The sequence below is a fragment of the Rhodoferax sp. genome (assembly GCF_044236835.1).
In the GTDB taxonomy this organism is placed as follows: Bacteria; Pseudomonadota; Gammaproteobacteria; order Burkholderiales; family Burkholderiaceae_C; genus Allorhodoferax.
This window is the reverse complement of sequence record NZ_JBIIGC010000019.1, coordinates 1-15531: the sequence shown is the minus strand read 5'-3', so window position 1 is coordinate 15531 and position 15531 is coordinate 1. Positions and strand designations below refer to the sequence as shown.

At 53.2% G+C, this 15531-nt stretch carries 15 protein-coding genes; 10 read left to right on the top strand and 5 right to left on the bottom strand.

All coding sequences use genetic code 11. The features are described 5' to 3' along the window. Positions 1-15: 15 nt before the first annotated feature. The 4 genes from ACILRC_RS12600 to ACILRC_RS12585 form a co-directional block, all read right to left on the bottom strand. Positions 16-1266 carry a sarcosine oxidase subunit beta family protein gene (locus ACILRC_RS12600; protein WP_395669722.1) on the bottom strand — a complete coding sequence of 417 codons (1251 nt, stop codon included), beginning with the start codon at positions 1264-1266 and terminating at the stop codon, positions 16-18. Between the two features lie 50 nt (positions 1267-1316). After that, positions 1317-2708, bottom strand: coding sequence for an L-serine ammonia-lyase (locus ACILRC_RS12595; RefSeq protein WP_395669721.1), 1392 nt, complete (start codon positions 2706-2708; stop codon positions 1317-1319). A gap of 56 nt (positions 2709-2764) precedes the next feature. After that, positions 2765-4039, bottom strand: coding sequence for a serine hydroxymethyltransferase (gene glyA, locus ACILRC_RS12590; protein ID WP_395669720.1), 1275 nt, complete (start codon positions 4037-4039; stop codon positions 2765-2767). A 296-nt stretch (positions 4040-4335) separates the two neighbouring features. Next, on the bottom strand, positions 4336-5259 hold the full coding sequence (locus tag ACILRC_RS12585; protein WP_395669719.1) for a hypothetical protein: 924 nt from the start codon (positions 5257-5259) through the stop codon (positions 4336-4338). A 193-nt stretch (positions 5260-5452) separates the two neighbouring features. Between ACILRC_RS12585 and ACILRC_RS12580 the strand changes: the two genes are divergently transcribed. Continuing rightward, positions 5453-5767: a transposase gene (locus ACILRC_RS12580; protein ID WP_395669718.1), complete on the top strand. Its 315-nt coding sequence runs from the start codon at positions 5453-5455 to the stop codon at positions 5765-5767. Between the two features lie 16 nt (positions 5768-5783). Further along, positions 5784-6353 carry a hypothetical protein gene (locus tag ACILRC_RS12575; protein WP_395669717.1) on the top strand — a complete coding sequence of 190 codons (570 nt, stop codon included), beginning with the start codon at positions 5784-5786 and terminating at the stop codon, positions 6351-6353. A 327-nt stretch (positions 6354-6680) separates the two neighbouring features. Here the strand turns inward: ACILRC_RS12575 and ACILRC_RS12570 are convergent, their stop codons facing one another. Continuing rightward, complete coding sequence (locus tag ACILRC_RS12570; protein WP_395669716.1) at positions 6681-7607, bottom strand: LysR family transcriptional regulator; 927 nt, start codon at positions 7605-7607, stop codon at positions 6681-6683. 192 nt (positions 7608-7799) lie between these two features. On the opposite strand from ACILRC_RS12570, the gene ACILRC_RS12565 reads away from it, so the two are divergent. The 8 genes from ACILRC_RS12565 to ACILRC_RS12530 all read left to right on the top strand — a co-directional run bounded on the left by ACILRC_RS12565 (position 7800) and on the right by ACILRC_RS12530 (position 15371). Next, a complete protein-coding gene (locus ACILRC_RS12565; RefSeq protein WP_395669768.1) occupies positions 7800-8939 on the top strand; it encodes an alanine racemase in 1140 nt (379 codons plus the stop codon). Between the two features lie 17 nt (positions 8940-8956). Next, positions 8957-9928, top strand: a complete 972-nt coding sequence (locus ACILRC_RS12560) for an ornithine cyclodeaminase family protein (RefSeq protein WP_395669715.1) — start codon at positions 8957-8959, stop codon at positions 9926-9928. Between the two features lie 247 nt (positions 9929-10175). Then, positions 10176-10541 carry a RidA family protein gene (locus ACILRC_RS12555; RefSeq protein WP_395669714.1) on the top strand — a complete coding sequence of 122 codons (366 nt, stop codon included), beginning with the start codon at positions 10176-10178 and terminating at the stop codon, positions 10539-10541. Between the two features lie 61 nt (positions 10542-10602). Then, a complete protein-coding gene (locus ACILRC_RS12550) occupies positions 10603-11493 on the top strand; it encodes an amino acid ABC transporter substrate-binding protein (protein WP_395669713.1) in 891 nt (296 codons plus the stop codon). A 42-nt stretch (positions 11494-11535) separates the two neighbouring features. Beyond that, on the top strand, positions 11536-12294 hold the full coding sequence (locus tag ACILRC_RS12545) for an amino acid ABC transporter permease (protein ID WP_395669712.1): 759 nt from the start codon (positions 11536-11538) through the stop codon (positions 12292-12294). Between the two features lies 1 nt (position 12295). Next, positions 12296-12964: an amino acid ABC transporter permease gene (locus tag ACILRC_RS12540; protein ID WP_395669711.1), complete on the top strand. Its 669-nt coding sequence runs from the start codon at positions 12296-12298 to the stop codon at positions 12962-12964. Positions 12965-12976: 12 nt separating this feature from the next. Then, on the top strand, positions 12977-13714 hold the full coding sequence (locus tag ACILRC_RS12535) for an amino acid ABC transporter ATP-binding protein (protein ID WP_395669710.1): 738 nt from the start codon (positions 12977-12979) through the stop codon (positions 13712-13714). A gap of 16 nt (positions 13715-13730) precedes the next feature. Beyond that, on the top strand, positions 13731-15371 hold the full coding sequence (locus ACILRC_RS12530) for a methyl-accepting chemotaxis protein (RefSeq protein WP_395669709.1): 1641 nt from the start codon (positions 13731-13733) through the stop codon (positions 15369-15371). The last annotated feature ends 160 nt before the right edge of the window (positions 15372-15531 follow it).

Here is a 15531-nt window from a genome sequence, read left to right as displayed (position 1 = left end):
CAATCAAAACCATGGTCAATGCGCCACCCCAGCCGCCCCATGCTCATCAATCAAATGCCCGGTGTTAAATCGGTTCAAGGTAAAGGCCGCATTGAGCGGGTGCGGGTTGTCTTGCGCAATCGTGTGCGCCATCACCCAGCCCGACCCCGGAGTAGCCTTGAAGCCGCCCGTGCCCCAGCCGCAGTTGAAGTACAGGCCCTTGATGTGGGTCTTGGAGATGATGGGGCAGGCGTCGGGCGCCACGTCCACAATGCCGCCCCACTGCCGGTTCATGCGCACCCGGCGGAAGATGGGGAACAGCTCGCAAATGGCCTGCAGCGTGTGCTCGATCACCGGGAAACTTCCGCGCTGACCGTAGCCCACATAGGCGTCGATGCCCGCGCCAATCACCAGGTCGCCCTTGTCGGACTGGCTGGCGTAGGCGTGGATGGCGTTGGACATGACCACGGTGTGCAGAATCGGTTTGAGTGGCTCGGACACCAGTGCTTGCAGTGGGTGGCTTTCCAGTGGCAGGCGGATGCCGGCCATATCGGCAATCACCGTGCTGTGGCCGGCGGCGACCACGCCAATCTTTTTGCTCTTGATGCTGCCGCGCGTGGTCTCGATGCCCACCACCTGGTCGCCCTCGCGCTGCACGCCAATGACCTCGCAGTTTTGGATGATGTCCACACCCAGGCGGTCGGCAGCGCGGGCAAAGCCCCAGGCAATGGCGTCGTGGCGGGCTACGCCTGCGCGGGGCTGGAAGGACGCGCCCATGACCGGGTAGCGCAGCGAGCCCGAGGTGTTCATGATGGGCACCATGGCTTTGATTTCTTCGGGGCTCAGCACCACGCCGTCCACACCGTTGAGGCGGTTGGCGTTGACGCGGCGGTGGATGTCGCGCATGTCTTGGTGCGAGTGGCCCACGTTCATCACACCGCGTTGGCTGAACATGGTGTTGTAGTTCAGGTCTTGCGACAGGCCTTCCCACAACTGCAAGGCTTTTTCGTACAGGTGGGTGGCGTCGTCCCACAGGTAGTTGGAGCGCACTATTGTTGTGTTGCGCGCGGTGTTGCCGCCACCCAACCAGCCGCGCTCAACCACCGCGATGTTGCGCATGCCGTGCTCTTTGGCGAGGTAGTAGGCCGTGGCCAAACCGTGGCCGCCGCCGCCCACGATGATGGCGTCGTAACTGGCTTTGGGCGCTGGGCTGCGCCACTGTTTTTGCCAGTTTTCGTGGTAAGACATCGCATTGCGGGCGATGGAAAAAATTGAAAAATGGCTCATAGTCTTTTGTCAGTTACTGCCCAGTCCAAGCACCCCAGAGCACGACATCCTCAGCATTCGATGACGTTCACCGCCAAGCCGCCGCGCGACGTCTCTTTGTATTTTGTCATCATGTCCCGCCCGGTATCGCGCATGGTTTTGATCACCTGATCGAGCGAAACAAAATGCGTGCCATCGCCGCGCAGCGCCATGCGCGCCGCGTTGAGCGCTTTGACCGCGCCCATGGCGTTGCGCTCGATGCACGGTATCTGCACCCGCCCACCGACCGGGTCGCAGGTCAGGCCCAGGTTGTGCTCCATGCCAATTTCGGCGGCGTTTTCCACCTGGCGCACCGTGCCGCCCATGACCGCGGCCAAGCCCGCTGCCGCCATCGAGCAGGCCACGCCCACCTCGCCTTGGCAGCCCACTTCGGCGCCGCTGATGGACGCGTTTTCTTTGTAGAGCTGGCCCACGGCACCGGCGGTGAGCAAGAAGTCGTGGATGCCCGCGCGGTGCGCGCCGGGCACAAAGCGGTCGTAGTAGTGCATGACCGCCGGGATGATTCCGGCCGCGCCATTGGTCGGCGCGGTGACGACGCGCCCACCAGCGGCGTTTTCTTCGTTGACCGCCATCGCGTAGACGTTGAGAAAGTCCAGGATGGTGAGCTGGTCCTTGAGGGCTTGCTCGGGCCGGCTGCTCAGGGTGCGGTGCAACTCGGCGGCGCGGCGCTTGACCAGCAGGTTGCCCGGCAGGTGGCCTTCGGTGCGGATGCCGCGTTCCACGCAGGCCTTCATGGCGTCCCAGATGCGGTCCAGGCCGGCGTCGATCTCGGCGTCGCTACGCCAGGACTGCTCGTTGACCCGCACCACCTGCGCGATGGTCAAACCGGTACCGGCGCAAATGGCCATCAGATCGTCGCCGCTGGAAAACGGGTAGCGCACCGTGGTGGGGTCGGAGACGATGGCCGGGCCGTCGGTAGGCGCATCGGCCTCCTCTTGCGAGACCACGAAGCCGCCACCAATCGAGAAGTAACGCCGCTCGCTTAGCACCGCGCCGTCGGCGCCAAAGCCGACAAACTTGACGCCGTTGGAGTGGAAGGGCAAGGCCTCGCGGCGCAAAAAGGTCAGGTCGTTCTTCTCGCTGAATGCCAAGGGGTGGGTGCCTGCGAGCTGAATCTTTCCGGCAGCCCGCATGGCCTTTAGGCGCGGTTCGATGGTGTCGGGGTCGATGGTGTCAGGCATCAGGCCTTCCAGGCCCAGCATCACCGCTTTGTCGGTGCCATGGCCCTTGCCGGTGGCGCCCAGCGAGCCGTACATGCGCACCTCCACGCGGGCGATGGTGTCTAGCAAACCGTCTTCGCGCAGGCGGCCTGCAAACATGGCGGCGGCCTTCATGGGCCCCACGGTGTGCGAGCTCGACGGCCCGATGCCGATCTTGAACAGGTCAAAAACACTGAGTGCCATGGCGGTGGGCCTTTGGGGTTGTGGGTGAGTAGCTCGGGCGGGGTCGGGCGTGCACGTCAGGCTGCAAACGGTGCGGGCGCGGGGAAGCGGTGGCACAGCGCGGTGATGCGTCCTGCAACGTCGCGCTCGGTGGCTGCGCTGTCGCCGCCATTGGCCATGCTGTCCATCACATCGCACATGGCGGTGGCCACCTGCTCGCATTCGGTAACACCGAAGCCGCGGGTGGTAATGGCCGGTGTGCCCACGCGGATGCCGCTGGTCACAAACGGGCTTTGCGGGTCGTTGGGCACCGAGTTTTTGTTGACCGTGATGTGGGCGCGCCCCAGTGCGGCGTCGGCGTCTTTGCCGGTCAGGCCCTTGGCGATCAGGCTCACCAGCATGAGGTGGTTGTCGGTGCCGCCGGAGACCACGTCGTAGCCGCGCGCCATGAACACCGCAGCCATGGCGCGGGCGTTGGCAATGACCTGCTTTTGGTAGACCACAAACTCGGGCTGCAAGGCCTCCAAGAAAGCCACCGCCTTGGCGGCAATCACATGCATCAGCGGGCCGCCCTGGCTTCCGGGGAAGACCATGGCGTTGAGCTTCTTCTCGATGTCGGGGTTGGCGCGGCACAAAATCATGCCGCCGCGCGGGCCGCGCAAGGTCTTGTGGGTGGTGGTGGTGACCACGTCGGCAAAAGGCACCGGGTTGGGGTACAGGCCGGCAGCGACCAGACCAGCAAAGTGCGCCATGTCCACCCACAACAACGCGCCGACCTTGTCGGCAATGGCGCGAAAGCGCGCAAAGTCGAGGTGGCGGCTGTACGCGGAATAACCGGCCACGATCATCTTGGGCTTGACGGCAATGGCTTGCGCTTCCAAGGCGTCGTAGTCGATCAGGCCCGTGGTGGTATCTATGCCGTACTGCTCCGGGTGGTAAATCTTGCCGGAGAAGCTCACCTTGGCGCCGTGGGTGAGGTGGCCGCCGTGGGCCAGGCTCATGCCCAAAATGGTTTCGCCTGGTTGCATCAGCGCCATGTACACCGCCGCGTTGGCGCTGGAGCCGGAATGCGGTTGCACATTGGCCCAATCGGCACCGAACAGTTTTTTGGCCCGGTCAATGGCCAATTGCTCGGCCACATCGACAAACTCACAGCCGCCGTAGTAGCGCTTGCCTGGATAGCCCTCGGCGTACTTGTTGGTCAGCACGCTGCCTTGCGCGGCCAACACCCGGGCGCTGGTGTAGTTTTCCGAGGCGATCAGCTCCAGGTGGTCCTGCTGTCGGCGCGCCTCGGCGTCCATGGCGGCGCCGAGTTCGGGGTCGAATGCGTTGATGCTGGGGTTCGAAGTCATGAAGCGCCTCGGCGTAGGGGTGTGCAAAGCATGCAGATCCCCGAATTGTCGAGACTCACTCCCGGCGGGGTGTCGGTATTACGACACTGGGGAATGCGCGGGCGACATGGGGTTGCACTATGCCCAGTACCCAGGCCGGGGTTTTTTGCTGCAGGTCAGCGTGGGCGCCGCAGTGCTCGTTGGACGGCTGCACCCTTGTCGTAAATCAACCAAATCCTGTATTCAGCTTTGAAGTCAGCAGTTGTACCAATGGTTGAAAGTCAACCAGAAGGACACCGCCCTCGAGGCATGACTACCTACGGGGCAACTCTTCTTGCGTGATCAGACATTCTCTGATTTCGAGGGCTGTATCCGCTTGGACACTCAAAAGCTATCACCTCTACATGCTTCTTGCCTAAGGATTCCTTCGTGAGTTCATCGGCTCGATGGTTCAAAACCTTCCGTAACTCCGCAAATGACAGTGATTTCTTCAGAAAAGAAAAGCCACCCCTTGGCTCTTTAAGCATGACCACAAATATGCCGTGATTCGACTTCTTGTCGTGCAGATAGTCACCTGTCAGTTGCCGCTCAAGATCGGAGAGCAGAGAGGTGGCTGAGCGCTTGTCTGCTACCTTGAGTTCCAGCGTCACCATATGGCGTGGAGTCTCGGCGCGAATGTCTGGCATCGTCCTGTCCGCCAGTTCGCTTTCGCGGTGGACAGAGTAGGCCTGCTGAGACAGCAACTCCAGTTCGCGGGTAAGCCATAACTGCATATCCCGCTCCTCTCCCTTCTTCAACAAGTTACCAATGTGAAAGCGCCCCGACTGAATGTTTTCGATGGCCGACTTTGTATCGCGCCTGACCCGTCGCCAGAGGGATTGCTCGTCTTCGACAGGCACCGCCATTGCTTCACGAGAAAAGTCAACGAACTGCGCTGTCGTCCAAGGGGGCGGGAGCGCAGCGCGTTCGGCGATCCGAATTGCCATCGCATCGAGCATGTCCGCCATTGGCGCTTCACTCTTGAACTTCAAAGCCAGTCGCCTGGCCGCCACGTAAGCAGAGTGGCCGCCAAGCGCCTCAATCTTGCCTAAAACGGCTCTCCGAAAATGGCTCGCGTCGTCCCTAGCATTGGGCCGGAAAACCCCCGTGCGATATGGGTCCGTCGCTGGGGGCGCGGCCAGCGAAATGACTTCATAGAGGTTTGAGAGGTGGGTGGCCAGCTCTTCGCTGTTCGCGTCCATACCCGACAGTGGGCTCTCCCTGTTTTTTGACCAGTAACTCGTAAGTCCGACAATCTCCCCCTGCCGAGTCGGTTCTGCAGCGCAATCCGCGAGAAATGCCAATGCCGGTCCGGGCTGAACACGTAACCATGAAGAGAAGTGAAGTTGCCCCCATTTCGCGGACACCTTATTGTTCTTGCAGAAGGAGTCCAAGATGCCCAATCCCAAGGCGCCGTACCCGGCACAATTTCGTGAGCAGATGGTCGATCTGGTGCGCGCAGGCAGGAGGCCTGGCGAACTGGCCAAAGAGTTTGGCTGCCACGCCACCAGCATCCTGAACTGGGTGCGCATGGCCGATGATGCCAGTGGCACTGCGCCAGCCCAACCCGGTGCTCTGAGCACCAGCGAACGCCAAGAACTCGTAGAGCTGCGTCGCAAGCTGCGCCAAGTCCAGATGGAGCGCGACATATTGGCAAAGGCTACGGCCTGGTTTGCCAACAACGGCGACAAGACGCAGAGGGCATTTTGAGAAACTGGTTGCCAGTGTGTTGGGCAAAACCGTCTTGGATGCGGGGCATGCTGTGGCCGCCAGCGCACTATCCGGTGCTGCGCTTGCCGAGGTGCAAGCAGAGTTCCATCTTCGCAAGGCATTGAGTGAGTTCCAGATTAATGACTTCGATCTTCGTAAGCGAGCAATGGAATCCATTGGTCAAACATACGCATGGTCCGAGTTTCAGCGGGACATTCAGCGGCTGCACAACGCCGATGCTGGATGGCAGCAATCGTGGTGGTCGGAAAAGTTGACTTCACTCGGCGGCGAGCGATTAAGCGTGTTTCAGGTCAACTTGCTAGGTTGGTTTAATGCTGCGAAGGCTGAGCCATTGCGGTCATTTCCGTTGGGTGCATACGATCCCCACCCGCAGAAATCATTGCTGTCCGCATGGCTAGAGCAGCAACTTCATCACCCGCAGCCTGCAAAGCCCATTGGTATCACCGGACATGCAGCTGTATCGATAAGCCAAATTGCGCATCCGACTTGGGACCGTATTTGGAATCATGGGGAGAAAAATTGGCCGCTACCCTGCGGTGATACCAGCTTTGGAAGTCGGTTGTAATCCGAGTTTTTAGCACGATTAACCGCTGCTGCCAGCGGTGATTCTGTGTGGCCGTTGCCCCTTGTTAGCGGCGGTCTGCAAACGCATATATATGGCTTAAAAGCGAGCTTTTTGGAGCTGGCAAAGTGTTGCCGGAGGCTGGCGATCTGCCGTTAATGAGGTTGCACCCGCACAGAGTCAGGCAAAGTGAAGGTCGGGCATGTAGAAAATCGTAAGCCAGCATTGCCGAGATTGCCGGAAAAGCACTGGCTATTCTTAAGGCCGGTAGTAAATTGCGCACGCTAGAGAAAATTCTCGGGCGCAATCATTTAACGTCAGATCAATAAATCATTTTCGCCAAGGCACTGACTTTAGTGCTTGTTTAGCGTGTTCCAAAAATCGATGTATGCGTGCAGAAGTGCCAGATCGACTGGGAACCAAGGCGAGCACGGGCGCTTCTTCGAGGTGCCAATCGGCAAGAACACGCACCAAGAGTCCCTGTCGGATCAGCGGCGCGGCCTCCCATTCAGAGCGCACCATCAATCCCATTCCTTCTTGGGTCCATTGGCTAATGACTTCGCCGTTATTGGACGACATGAATGGCGTGACCTTGACTTGCATGGACTGCCGAGCATTGGGTCGCACTCGGTTCACGTGAGCAGAAAAAAAGCGCCAAAGCGCAACGCTTTCGTTGTTCTCACGCAAACATAAGCACTTCCTATTGGATAGTTCAGATGGATGTTGAGGAACGCCGTGAAGGTGCAAATATTCCGGACTGGCGCAAACAAACCTTTCGTTCGGCGCGAGTACATGACGTATTAAAGATGAGTCTTTGATCTCCCCAATGTGGAACACTAGATCCACCCCAGTGGTCTCGGCCAAAGGTTTTTCAGATAATGTGAGGTTCGCAATTATCTCGGGATATTTGCTGCAAAAACTGCTAATAAGAGGTGCCACATGGTGGCGTCCAAATCCGAAAGGCGCACCGATTCGCAGGTGTCCTGCCAATGCAGCTGCAGAGTCTGTAACGACTTCCGACACTGACTCCAGTCTGTCCAACAAAGCGACTGCCTCGTCCCGCAACCTAAGGCCTTCATCGGTAAATGACGATGCACGTGCAGTACGTAAAACAAGTCGCACCCCTAGGCTGTTTTCCATACGCTTGAGTCGCAAAGAAACCGCAGGTGGCGTGATGTTTAAGGCACGAGCAGCTGCAGCTAGCGACCCGTTCTGATTCAGGGCACGAATTAACTGCAAATCTTCGAAATCCAGCATTAAATTTAAGTTAACGTTTTATTAAGTTTAGGTTAAACACAGTTCAACTGAATTTAGCTAAATTCTAACCGTTCTTTGTGAAGAAATTGTGTCGGTCACATGTTTCTCGCGAAGGACACGATCGCACATACGGAAAACGCCTGTGCACACCGCCCCAACTTTGCTTTCCACGACAACATGCCAATTACCGACATGCTCTCTCAGCTCGAAACTCCGGCGCTCCTTCTCGACGAGAAGCGGATGTACAGAAACATCCAACGTATGCAGAAACGCATGGACCTTTTTGGTGTCAAGTTCCGACCACATGCGAAAACCAGTAAATGTCCTGAAGTCGTTCGGCGACAGATAGCTGCAGGTGCGAAAGGCATAACGGTTTCTACTCTCAAGGAAGCAGAACGCTTTCATGCAGCCGGGATAGAGGACATTCTTTATGCTGTGGCAATAGCTCCCGCCAAATTTGGACACGCGCTCAAGTTAATTCAGTCGGGACTAAAGCTTACGCTGTTAGTCGAATCAGTTGCAGCAGCGAAGGAGCTCACTCAATTTGGAATCGACCAACGACAGCAATTTGACGTACTAATCGAAGTGGACACAGACAACCACCGCTCTGGAATAGCACCCGAGGCGCCATTACTGCTGGACGTGGCCAATGCACTGCGCGTGGATGGTCGATACGGGGCGCAACTGCGCGGTGTTATGACGCATGCGGGAAGCTCATATGCTCTGCATTCGGAGGAAGACCTTGTAGCCATGGCTGAGCAAGAGAGGGTTGGATGCGTGCGGGCAGCGCATCGCCTGCGGTCTGCTGGCTACTTGTGTGACGTCGTTAGTGTGGGATCGACGCCCACTGCATTGAGTGCACGGTCTCTGGATGGTGTTACGGAGGTGCGTGCAGGTGTCTATGTCTTCTTTGATTTGGTGATGGCCGAAATTGGTATCTGCAAGAAGGAAGACATCGCACTTTCAGTTCTATGTACGGTGATAGGGCATCGTCCCCAAGCGGGCTGGATCATCACCGATGGTGGCTGGATGGCGATGAGTCGCGATAGAGGAACCCAAAAACAACCGCACGACTATGGCTATGGACTGGTTTGCGACATTGCTGGAAGTCCGATAGAGAGTTTGGTTTTCAATGAAGCGAACCAAGAACATGGTGTACTTACGTGGAGGGGAGATACCTCGGTAGATATCGAACAGCGCTTTCCAATTGGTAGTCAGATTAGGGTTGTTCCGAACCACGCATGCGCCACGGGTGCCCAGCACGCGGCATATCAGGTTTTACCTATTGACGGCAATTTATTGGCTACGTGGAGCCGCTTTAGCGGTTGGTAATCAACGCGTATCCAACTATGTCAAATAATTCTCGCCTACTTTTAATCAATAGGGACGATGTAGCTACTCTTATCGTTCCAAGAGATGTTGTGGCTGCAGTACGCGAAGCATTCGAGTTACACGGACAAGGTAAGGGCCGGGTATTCCCAGTAATTCGTGAGCAGTTATCAACTGGTGGTGTTTTTGGCGTGAAGGCCGGAGATGTGCAATCTGAAGGTTTGCTTGGGTTTAAGGCAGCAGGCTATTGGCCAAACAATCGAGAATATGGATCAGAGCCCCATCAGGGAACAATATTACTAATTGATCCCGTCACTGGCCGACCGCTCTGCGTGATGGATGCAAATGCAATCACTACATTACGTACAGGGGCTGCTGGAGCACTCGGTCTGAAGTACCTGGCTAGAAAAGAAAGCGCGAACCTGACAATTTTCGGCACTGGAGTACAAGCGCGTTCGCAATTAGAGTTTGCACTAGACACCTTCTCCAGTATACGAAACGTTCAATATGTTTCAGGAGATAAACAAAGAAACCCTGAGTTTGAGGGTCTATTCGACAATAGGTGCAACATAAAGTGTGCAAGTGATGTAACTGCTGCAACATCCGGAGCAGACATAGTTATCACAGCTACACCTGGAGCAGGACCTCTGTTTGAAATCAGCGATATAAGCGCGGGTACGCATCTGAATTGTGTAGGGGCAGACACCAAAGGAAAACGCGAACTGCCTTCTGGACTTCTATCCTTTGCCCGACTTTTTGTAGACGACAAACATCAAGCTCAACAACTCGGCGAACTGCAATGGACTCCTGATACTGTCTGCGAGGAACTTGGCAATCTTCTGAACAATAAAGTGAATTTTGAACGTCGGGAAAGAGAAATAACGATTTTTGACATGACTGGACTCGCCCTACAGGATCTCACGGTTGCAAGGCTCATATATAACAAAGCAACTTTGATGGGCATAGGTACGAGTATCCCATGGCCGTGGTAGCAGAAGCACGAAAGGAAAATTTTGGATAAGAATTTCATGTATGAGAATCTTCTTACGAAGGTTCCGGGACCGAAACCGCGACTCTGAAGGTGAAATTTCTGAATGCGGTCTTGGTTAAAAAAATTTTATGAAAAAATCCAATTTATTTCTTTTGATAACTTAGACCCCATCCTGTATATTTTCAAAGGTAATACGATTTAACGCTTATATGAATTCAAATTCACTCACAAATCCATTGATCCGGTGCATGAATAATGAGGAAATAGCAAAGCCTGCGGGCCACTATTCCCACGTTTGTGTTGCCGGTGGAAATATTTATATATCTGGACAACTTCCGGTTCAGCAGGACGGGACTCCTTTGGTGAATCGATCATTCGCTGATCAGACTGTTCAAGTGCTGAATAATTTAGAAGGCTGTTTGACATTAGCAGGCGTGACAAAAGACCGTCTACTACAGGTCAGGGTTTACGTGACCGACATCAAGGACTGGCCAACATTCAACCGCATCTACTCCGAATGGATAGGTGTCCATAAGCCCGCTCGAGCAGTAGCAGGTGTTAGTACCTTGCATTTTGGATTATCTGTAGAGATCGAAGCCATTGCACTATCTTGAATTAAATTAAATCGAAATAGAACGTAGAAGTCGTAGTCAACAATGTAAAGGAAAATTCCAAATGAAATATCTACTTTTAATTATTACGCTGCTATCTTTAAATGGGCATGCGACAGCAGATGACACCCTAGCCAAGGTTAAAAATACCGGATTCATCACGATGGGAGTGCGTGATTCCTCTGGTTCCCTGTCTTACGCCATAGGAGACGGAAGATATGCCGGATTTCATGTTGAATTATGTCAACGGATTATCACTAATCTTGAAAAAATCGTGGGCAGGAAAATTGAGCTGCAGTATCAACTTGTAACTTCTCAGAATCGTATTCCCTTGCTTAAAAACGGGACAGTAGACATCGAATGTGGATCGACGACGAATAACGCTACGCGACAAAGAGACGTATCTTTTCTTGTCACAACATACGTACAAGAGACCCGAGTTGCCGTGAAAACTAATTCTGGCATTGATAGCATAAACCAACTGAATGGTCGAACTGTGGCTAGCACTAGCGGCTCAACTGAGGTACAAATGCTGCGCAAGCTTGAGCGATCAACTGATATCGACTTCAAAGAAGTCTTTGGTAAAGATCACGCTGAAAGCTTCCTGCTATTGGACTCTGGTCGTGCTGACGCTCTTGTGGCCGATAGTCAAGTTCTCTCAAGCAATATTGCATTATCCAAGAGCCCCAAGGACTACAAAATCCTCAATGTAAATCTATCCGTTGAACCGCTAGCAATAATGATTAGAAAGGACGATATAGATTTTAAAAAGCTAGCTGATGACACCGTAATCGGCCTAGCTAAGTCTGGAGAACTAGGCAAGCTATATGACAAATGGTTTATGCAACCAATTCCACCCAAGGGTATACGCGTGGGTCTTCCAGCCAGCGAAAGTACTAAGGCAGCATGGGCCACGCCTAATGACAAGCCTGCTGAAGAATACGCCAGAAGATAAGACCTCGTCTTAAGCTGTTAACACCACATAAAGGAGTGCCGGATGGCGTTGGACTGGCAAGTTTTTTGTAGGGAGACAACTACCGGCGAATTATCGGCGGGTTGCTTCGGAAAGGGCCATGATCAGACTTATCTAGATTGGATACTGTCTGCATGGGGTTGGACGCTAACAGTCTCACTGAGTGCACTGATTATTGCTCTGACAGCAGGTTTGGTTATAGGTACATTGCGTACTTTGCCAAGTAACCCATGGGCAGTACGGCTAGGCAACGCATGGGTCGAACTCTTTCGAAACATACCTCTACTGGTGCAGATCTTTATCTGGTATTTCGTATTGCCAACCATGTTCCCGGCGCTGCAAAAAATACCAGCTTCGTTGTTGGTCATCGTCGCACTGGGATTATTTACTTCTGCGCGAGTAGCTGAACAGGTGCGGTCCGGCATACAGGCGATCCCTAAAGGACAGCAATATGCGGGAATGGCCATGGGTTTCACAACTGCACAAACGTATCGTTATGTGTTGCTGCCAATGGCGCTTCGCATTGTCATACCGCCACTTACCAGCGAGTCTATGAACATTTTCAAAAACTCATCGGTTGCATTTGCTGTCTCAGTTACAGAGCTTACATTTTTTGCTCGGCAGTCCGGGGAAGAAACTTCTTTGCCCGTGGAGATGTACTTGTCAGTGACACTCTTGTATGTTGCGTCCGCCTTGCTAGTGAACCGCATAACTTCCTTTGTCGAGAAACGCTCCAGAGTTCCCGGATTTGTGGCTGCTGGTGGAATCGGCGGAGGTCACTGAAATGGGTAATTTAGACCTCACGTTTTTCAGATGGGAAGTGATTGGCCCCTTTGTGACTAAGGGCTTCATCTTTAGTGTTTGGCTCACTATAGTGGCCACTTTAGGTGGGATTGCTTTAGGCACACTACTCGCATTAATGCGCCTGTCTGGCAGGCCCGCGCTGGATATACCAGCAGCCGCCTATGTAAACACCATGCGCTCAATTCCATTGGTAATGGTGCTTCTGTGGTTCTTTTTGCTAGTTCCCTTTGCGATAGGTCGCCCGTTAGGCGCAGAGACATCAGCAGTAATTACTTTCATCGCATTTGAAGCTGCATACTTTTCTGAAATTCTAAGAGCTGGTATTCAGTCGATACCTAAAGGGCAAGTTAACGCTGGCTACGCGCTGGGTATGTCCTATGGTCAAAACATGCAGCTTGTGATCTTGCCGCAAGCGTTTCGCAATATGTTGCCAGTCTTACTGACCCAAACCATTATTTTATTCCAAGACACTTCCTTAGTTTATGCCATTGGGGCATATGACATGCTCAAGGGTTTTGAGACCGCTGGCAAGAACCTGGGGAGACCAGTAGAAGCCTATTTGCTGGCAGCAGGTGTCTATTTTGTACTTTGTATGGGTTTGTCTTATGCCGTGCGGCATCTGCAGCAAAAAATTCAAATCATTCGTTAAGTAGGTTATATCGTGATTGAAATCAAAAATTTGTCGAAATGGTATGGTCCCACACAGGTACTCAATAACTCCAGTGTGACGATCAACAAGGGCGATGTTGTGGTGGTTTGCGGGCCATCGGGCTCAGGCAAATCCACGCTCATCAAGACCGTAAATGCCTTGGAGTCCTTTCAAAAGGGTGAGATTTTTGTTGATGGCATCGGCCTTCACCATCCAAAAACAAACTTGTCCAAATTGCGTTCGCGGGTTGGCATGGTATTCCAGCATTTTGAACTCTTCCCACATTTGAGTGTTGCTGAGAATCTTACGATTGCTCAAGTCAAAGTGCTCGGACGCAATCAGCAGGATGCTTTAGTTCGCGGACTAAAAATGCTCGACCGTGTAGGCCTTAGGGCTCACAAGGACAAATTCCCAGGCCAGCTTTCTGGTGGCCAACAACAACGAGTTGCAATTGCCCGTGCACTAAGTATGGATCCCATCGTCATGCTTTTTGATGAACCTACTTCTGCATTGGATCCGGAAATGGTCGGTGAGGTGCTCGACGTCATTGTTACGTTAGCAAAGGAAGGCATGACGATGATGGTTGTTACACACGAAATGGGTTTTGCACGCGAGGTGGCAAACCGAGTGATCTTCATCGACGTGGGGGGGTGCATCTTGGAGGACTGTTCTAAGGAGGAGTTTTTCGGCAACACTGAGGATCGTCATCCTCGCGTTAAAGAATTTCTGAAGAAAACTTTCAAGCACTGAGTAATGGGTTATTCCTATGGCCTATTACACGTCGTCAATAGCTAACAAGTTGACTCTTGGTTTTTCCTCCGTTTTGTTTTTGTTGGTTTGCGTTGCGCTGACGGGGTTCTACTCTATGCAAAAGGTCAGTAATTCTTTGGAAAACATCGTGAACATCACTAACCGCAAAACGGAAGCGACCAACGCGTTTGTGGAAAGCATTAATCGCGCGACTATCCACAGCCGATCTGTAGTTTTGTTCACAGAACTTGATCCGATTCAGTTGAAAATGGAAATCAATGCCGCAGCAAATGCTGTTGCAGATATCATTAATCGCGAATCAGCATTGAACATACTGCTTGGAGAAGTAAACGCTAGCAACGATGAGCAAGTCCTATTTCGTCAAATTTCTGAACAGACGAAGAAGGTGATACCCGAGATCAAGGATGCATTAAAGCAGGCCAGTGATGGTGATACCGTGGCCGCAGTGCTTACACTAATGGACCGTGTGCGCCCAGCGGAAGAAGATTTACGCAAGTTTACCGACAAGCTAATTGCATTTCAGTTTGCCCAAACACAAGCAGCGAACCGTGAGGCTAAAACACTTTTCAGCATGATGTCAATGCTGCTGGGGAGCCTGGTTTTGACCGCGATAGTCATCGGGGCAGTGATTGCTTGGAGGATTACCGTGGGTGTAACTCATCCTTTAAAGTTAGCAATGCGTATGACGGAACGGATCGCAGCTGGTGATCTGACCAATAGGGTTCCCATAGTTACTAACGATGAAATTGGGCGCCTCATGCAAGCGCTAAATTACATGCAAACTAATTTGCACCAGATAGTGGAAAGCATAAGAGGGGCAGCGGACTCCATTGGCGTCGCAGTACGCGAGATTTCTGCGGGCAATCTGGACCTTTCCAAACGCACCGAAGACCAGGCCTCGTCACTATCTCAAACTGCTGCTAGCGTGCTGCAGATTAATGACGACACTGCGCGTAATGCAGAAAACGCAAGTGAAGCAAGTAGCGTGGCTTCTATAGCTTCAGTGGTTGCTGAAAAGGGTGGGGAGGTAATGAGGGGTGTGAAGGCAACCATGTCCGATATTGATCACTCCAGCAAGAAAATTTCGGAAATTATTAACGTTATTGATGGCATCGCTTTCCAGACAAATATTCTTGCGCTCAACGCCGCTGTAGAAGCTGCACGAGCGGGAGAGCAAGGGCGTGGATTTGCCGTCGTAGCCTCTGAAGTACGCGGCCTGGCTGGACGTTCGGCGAAGGCCGCTAAAGAAATTTCCACACTCATCAAGACTTCGGTTGCCCATGTCGAGCTGGGATCTAACTTAGTTCAGAGTGCGGGGTACACCATGCAGAGCATAGTCACCTCCGCGCGTCGGGTAGGTGAGATTATTGACGAGATTAAGATTTCTTCCCACGAGCAAGCGCGCGGTGTCTCTGAAATTACTCGTGCAGTTTCGCACATGGATGTATCCACGCAGCAAAACGCCGCTCTTGTCGAAGAGTCAACTGCTGCTATCCTGACTTTGGAGCAACAGGTGCAAAGTCTTGAGCGGGTGTTGGCCAGGTTCAAGACCGTTGAACAAGTGAAATTTTTTGAGTCCGAATCAGTGCTGATTCGTAAGCGCGCGGTGAACCCATCTTGTCTCTGGCTGCAATAGTTGGGAGCATGGTGTCCACTTCAATATGGTGGATGTTGCCGCCGACCGAAAATTGACAGTCTGAAAGGGCAAGTGCCGATTGAAAATTGACAGGGGTGTTCCACTGCTCTGCTGAAACTTTCAGCGGGGATGTAAGAGGTGATCACCATGGACATGATTG

Excerpts from the sequence above, each read along its gene's own strand:
- ACILRC_RS12545 (WP_395669712.1), top strand. The coding sequence starts at position 11,536 with ATGGCGTTGGACTGGCAAGTTTTTTGTAGGGAGACAACTACCGGCGAA.
- ACILRC_RS12580 (WP_395669718.1), top strand. The coding sequence starts at position 5,453 with ATGCCCAATCCCAAGGCGCCGTACCCGGCACAATTTCGTGAGCAGATG.
- ACILRC_RS12560 (WP_395669715.1), top strand. The coding sequence starts at position 8,957 with ATGTCAAATAATTCTCGCCTACTTTTAATCAATAGGGACGATGTAGCT.
- ACILRC_RS12570 (WP_395669716.1), bottom strand. The coding sequence starts at position 7,607 with ATGCTGGATTTCGAAGATTTGCAGTTAATTCGTGCCCTGAATCAGAAC.
- ACILRC_RS12565 (WP_395669768.1), top strand. The coding sequence starts at position 7,800 with ATGCTCTCTCAGCTCGAAACTCCGGCGCTCCTTCTCGACGAGAAGCGG.
- ACILRC_RS12600 (WP_395669722.1), bottom strand. The coding sequence starts at position 1,266 with ATGAGCCATTTTTCAATTTTTTCCATCGCCCGCAATGCGATGTCTTAC.
- ACILRC_RS12540 (WP_395669711.1), top strand. The coding sequence starts at position 12,296 with ATGGGTAATTTAGACCTCACGTTTTTCAGATGGGAAGTGATTGGCCCC.
- ACILRC_RS12530 (WP_395669709.1), top strand. The coding sequence starts at position 13,731 with ATGGCCTATTACACGTCGTCAATAGCTAACAAGTTGACTCTTGGTTTT.
- ACILRC_RS12550 (WP_395669713.1), top strand. The coding sequence starts at position 10,603 with ATGAAATATCTACTTTTAATTATTACGCTGCTATCTTTAAATGGGCAT.
- glyA (WP_395669720.1), bottom strand. The coding sequence starts at position 4,039 with ATGACTTCGAACCCCAGCATCAACGCATTCGACCCCGAACTCGGCGCC.
- ACILRC_RS12555 (WP_395669714.1), top strand. The coding sequence starts at position 10,176 with ATGAATAATGAGGAAATAGCAAAGCCTGCGGGCCACTATTCCCACGTT.
- ACILRC_RS12595 (WP_395669721.1), bottom strand. The coding sequence starts at position 2,708 with ATGGCACTCAGTGTTTTTGACCTGTTCAAGATCGGCATCGGGCCGTCG.
- ACILRC_RS12585 (WP_395669719.1), bottom strand. The coding sequence starts at position 5,259 with ATGGACGCGAACAGCGAAGAGCTGGCCACCCACCTCTCAAACCTCTAT.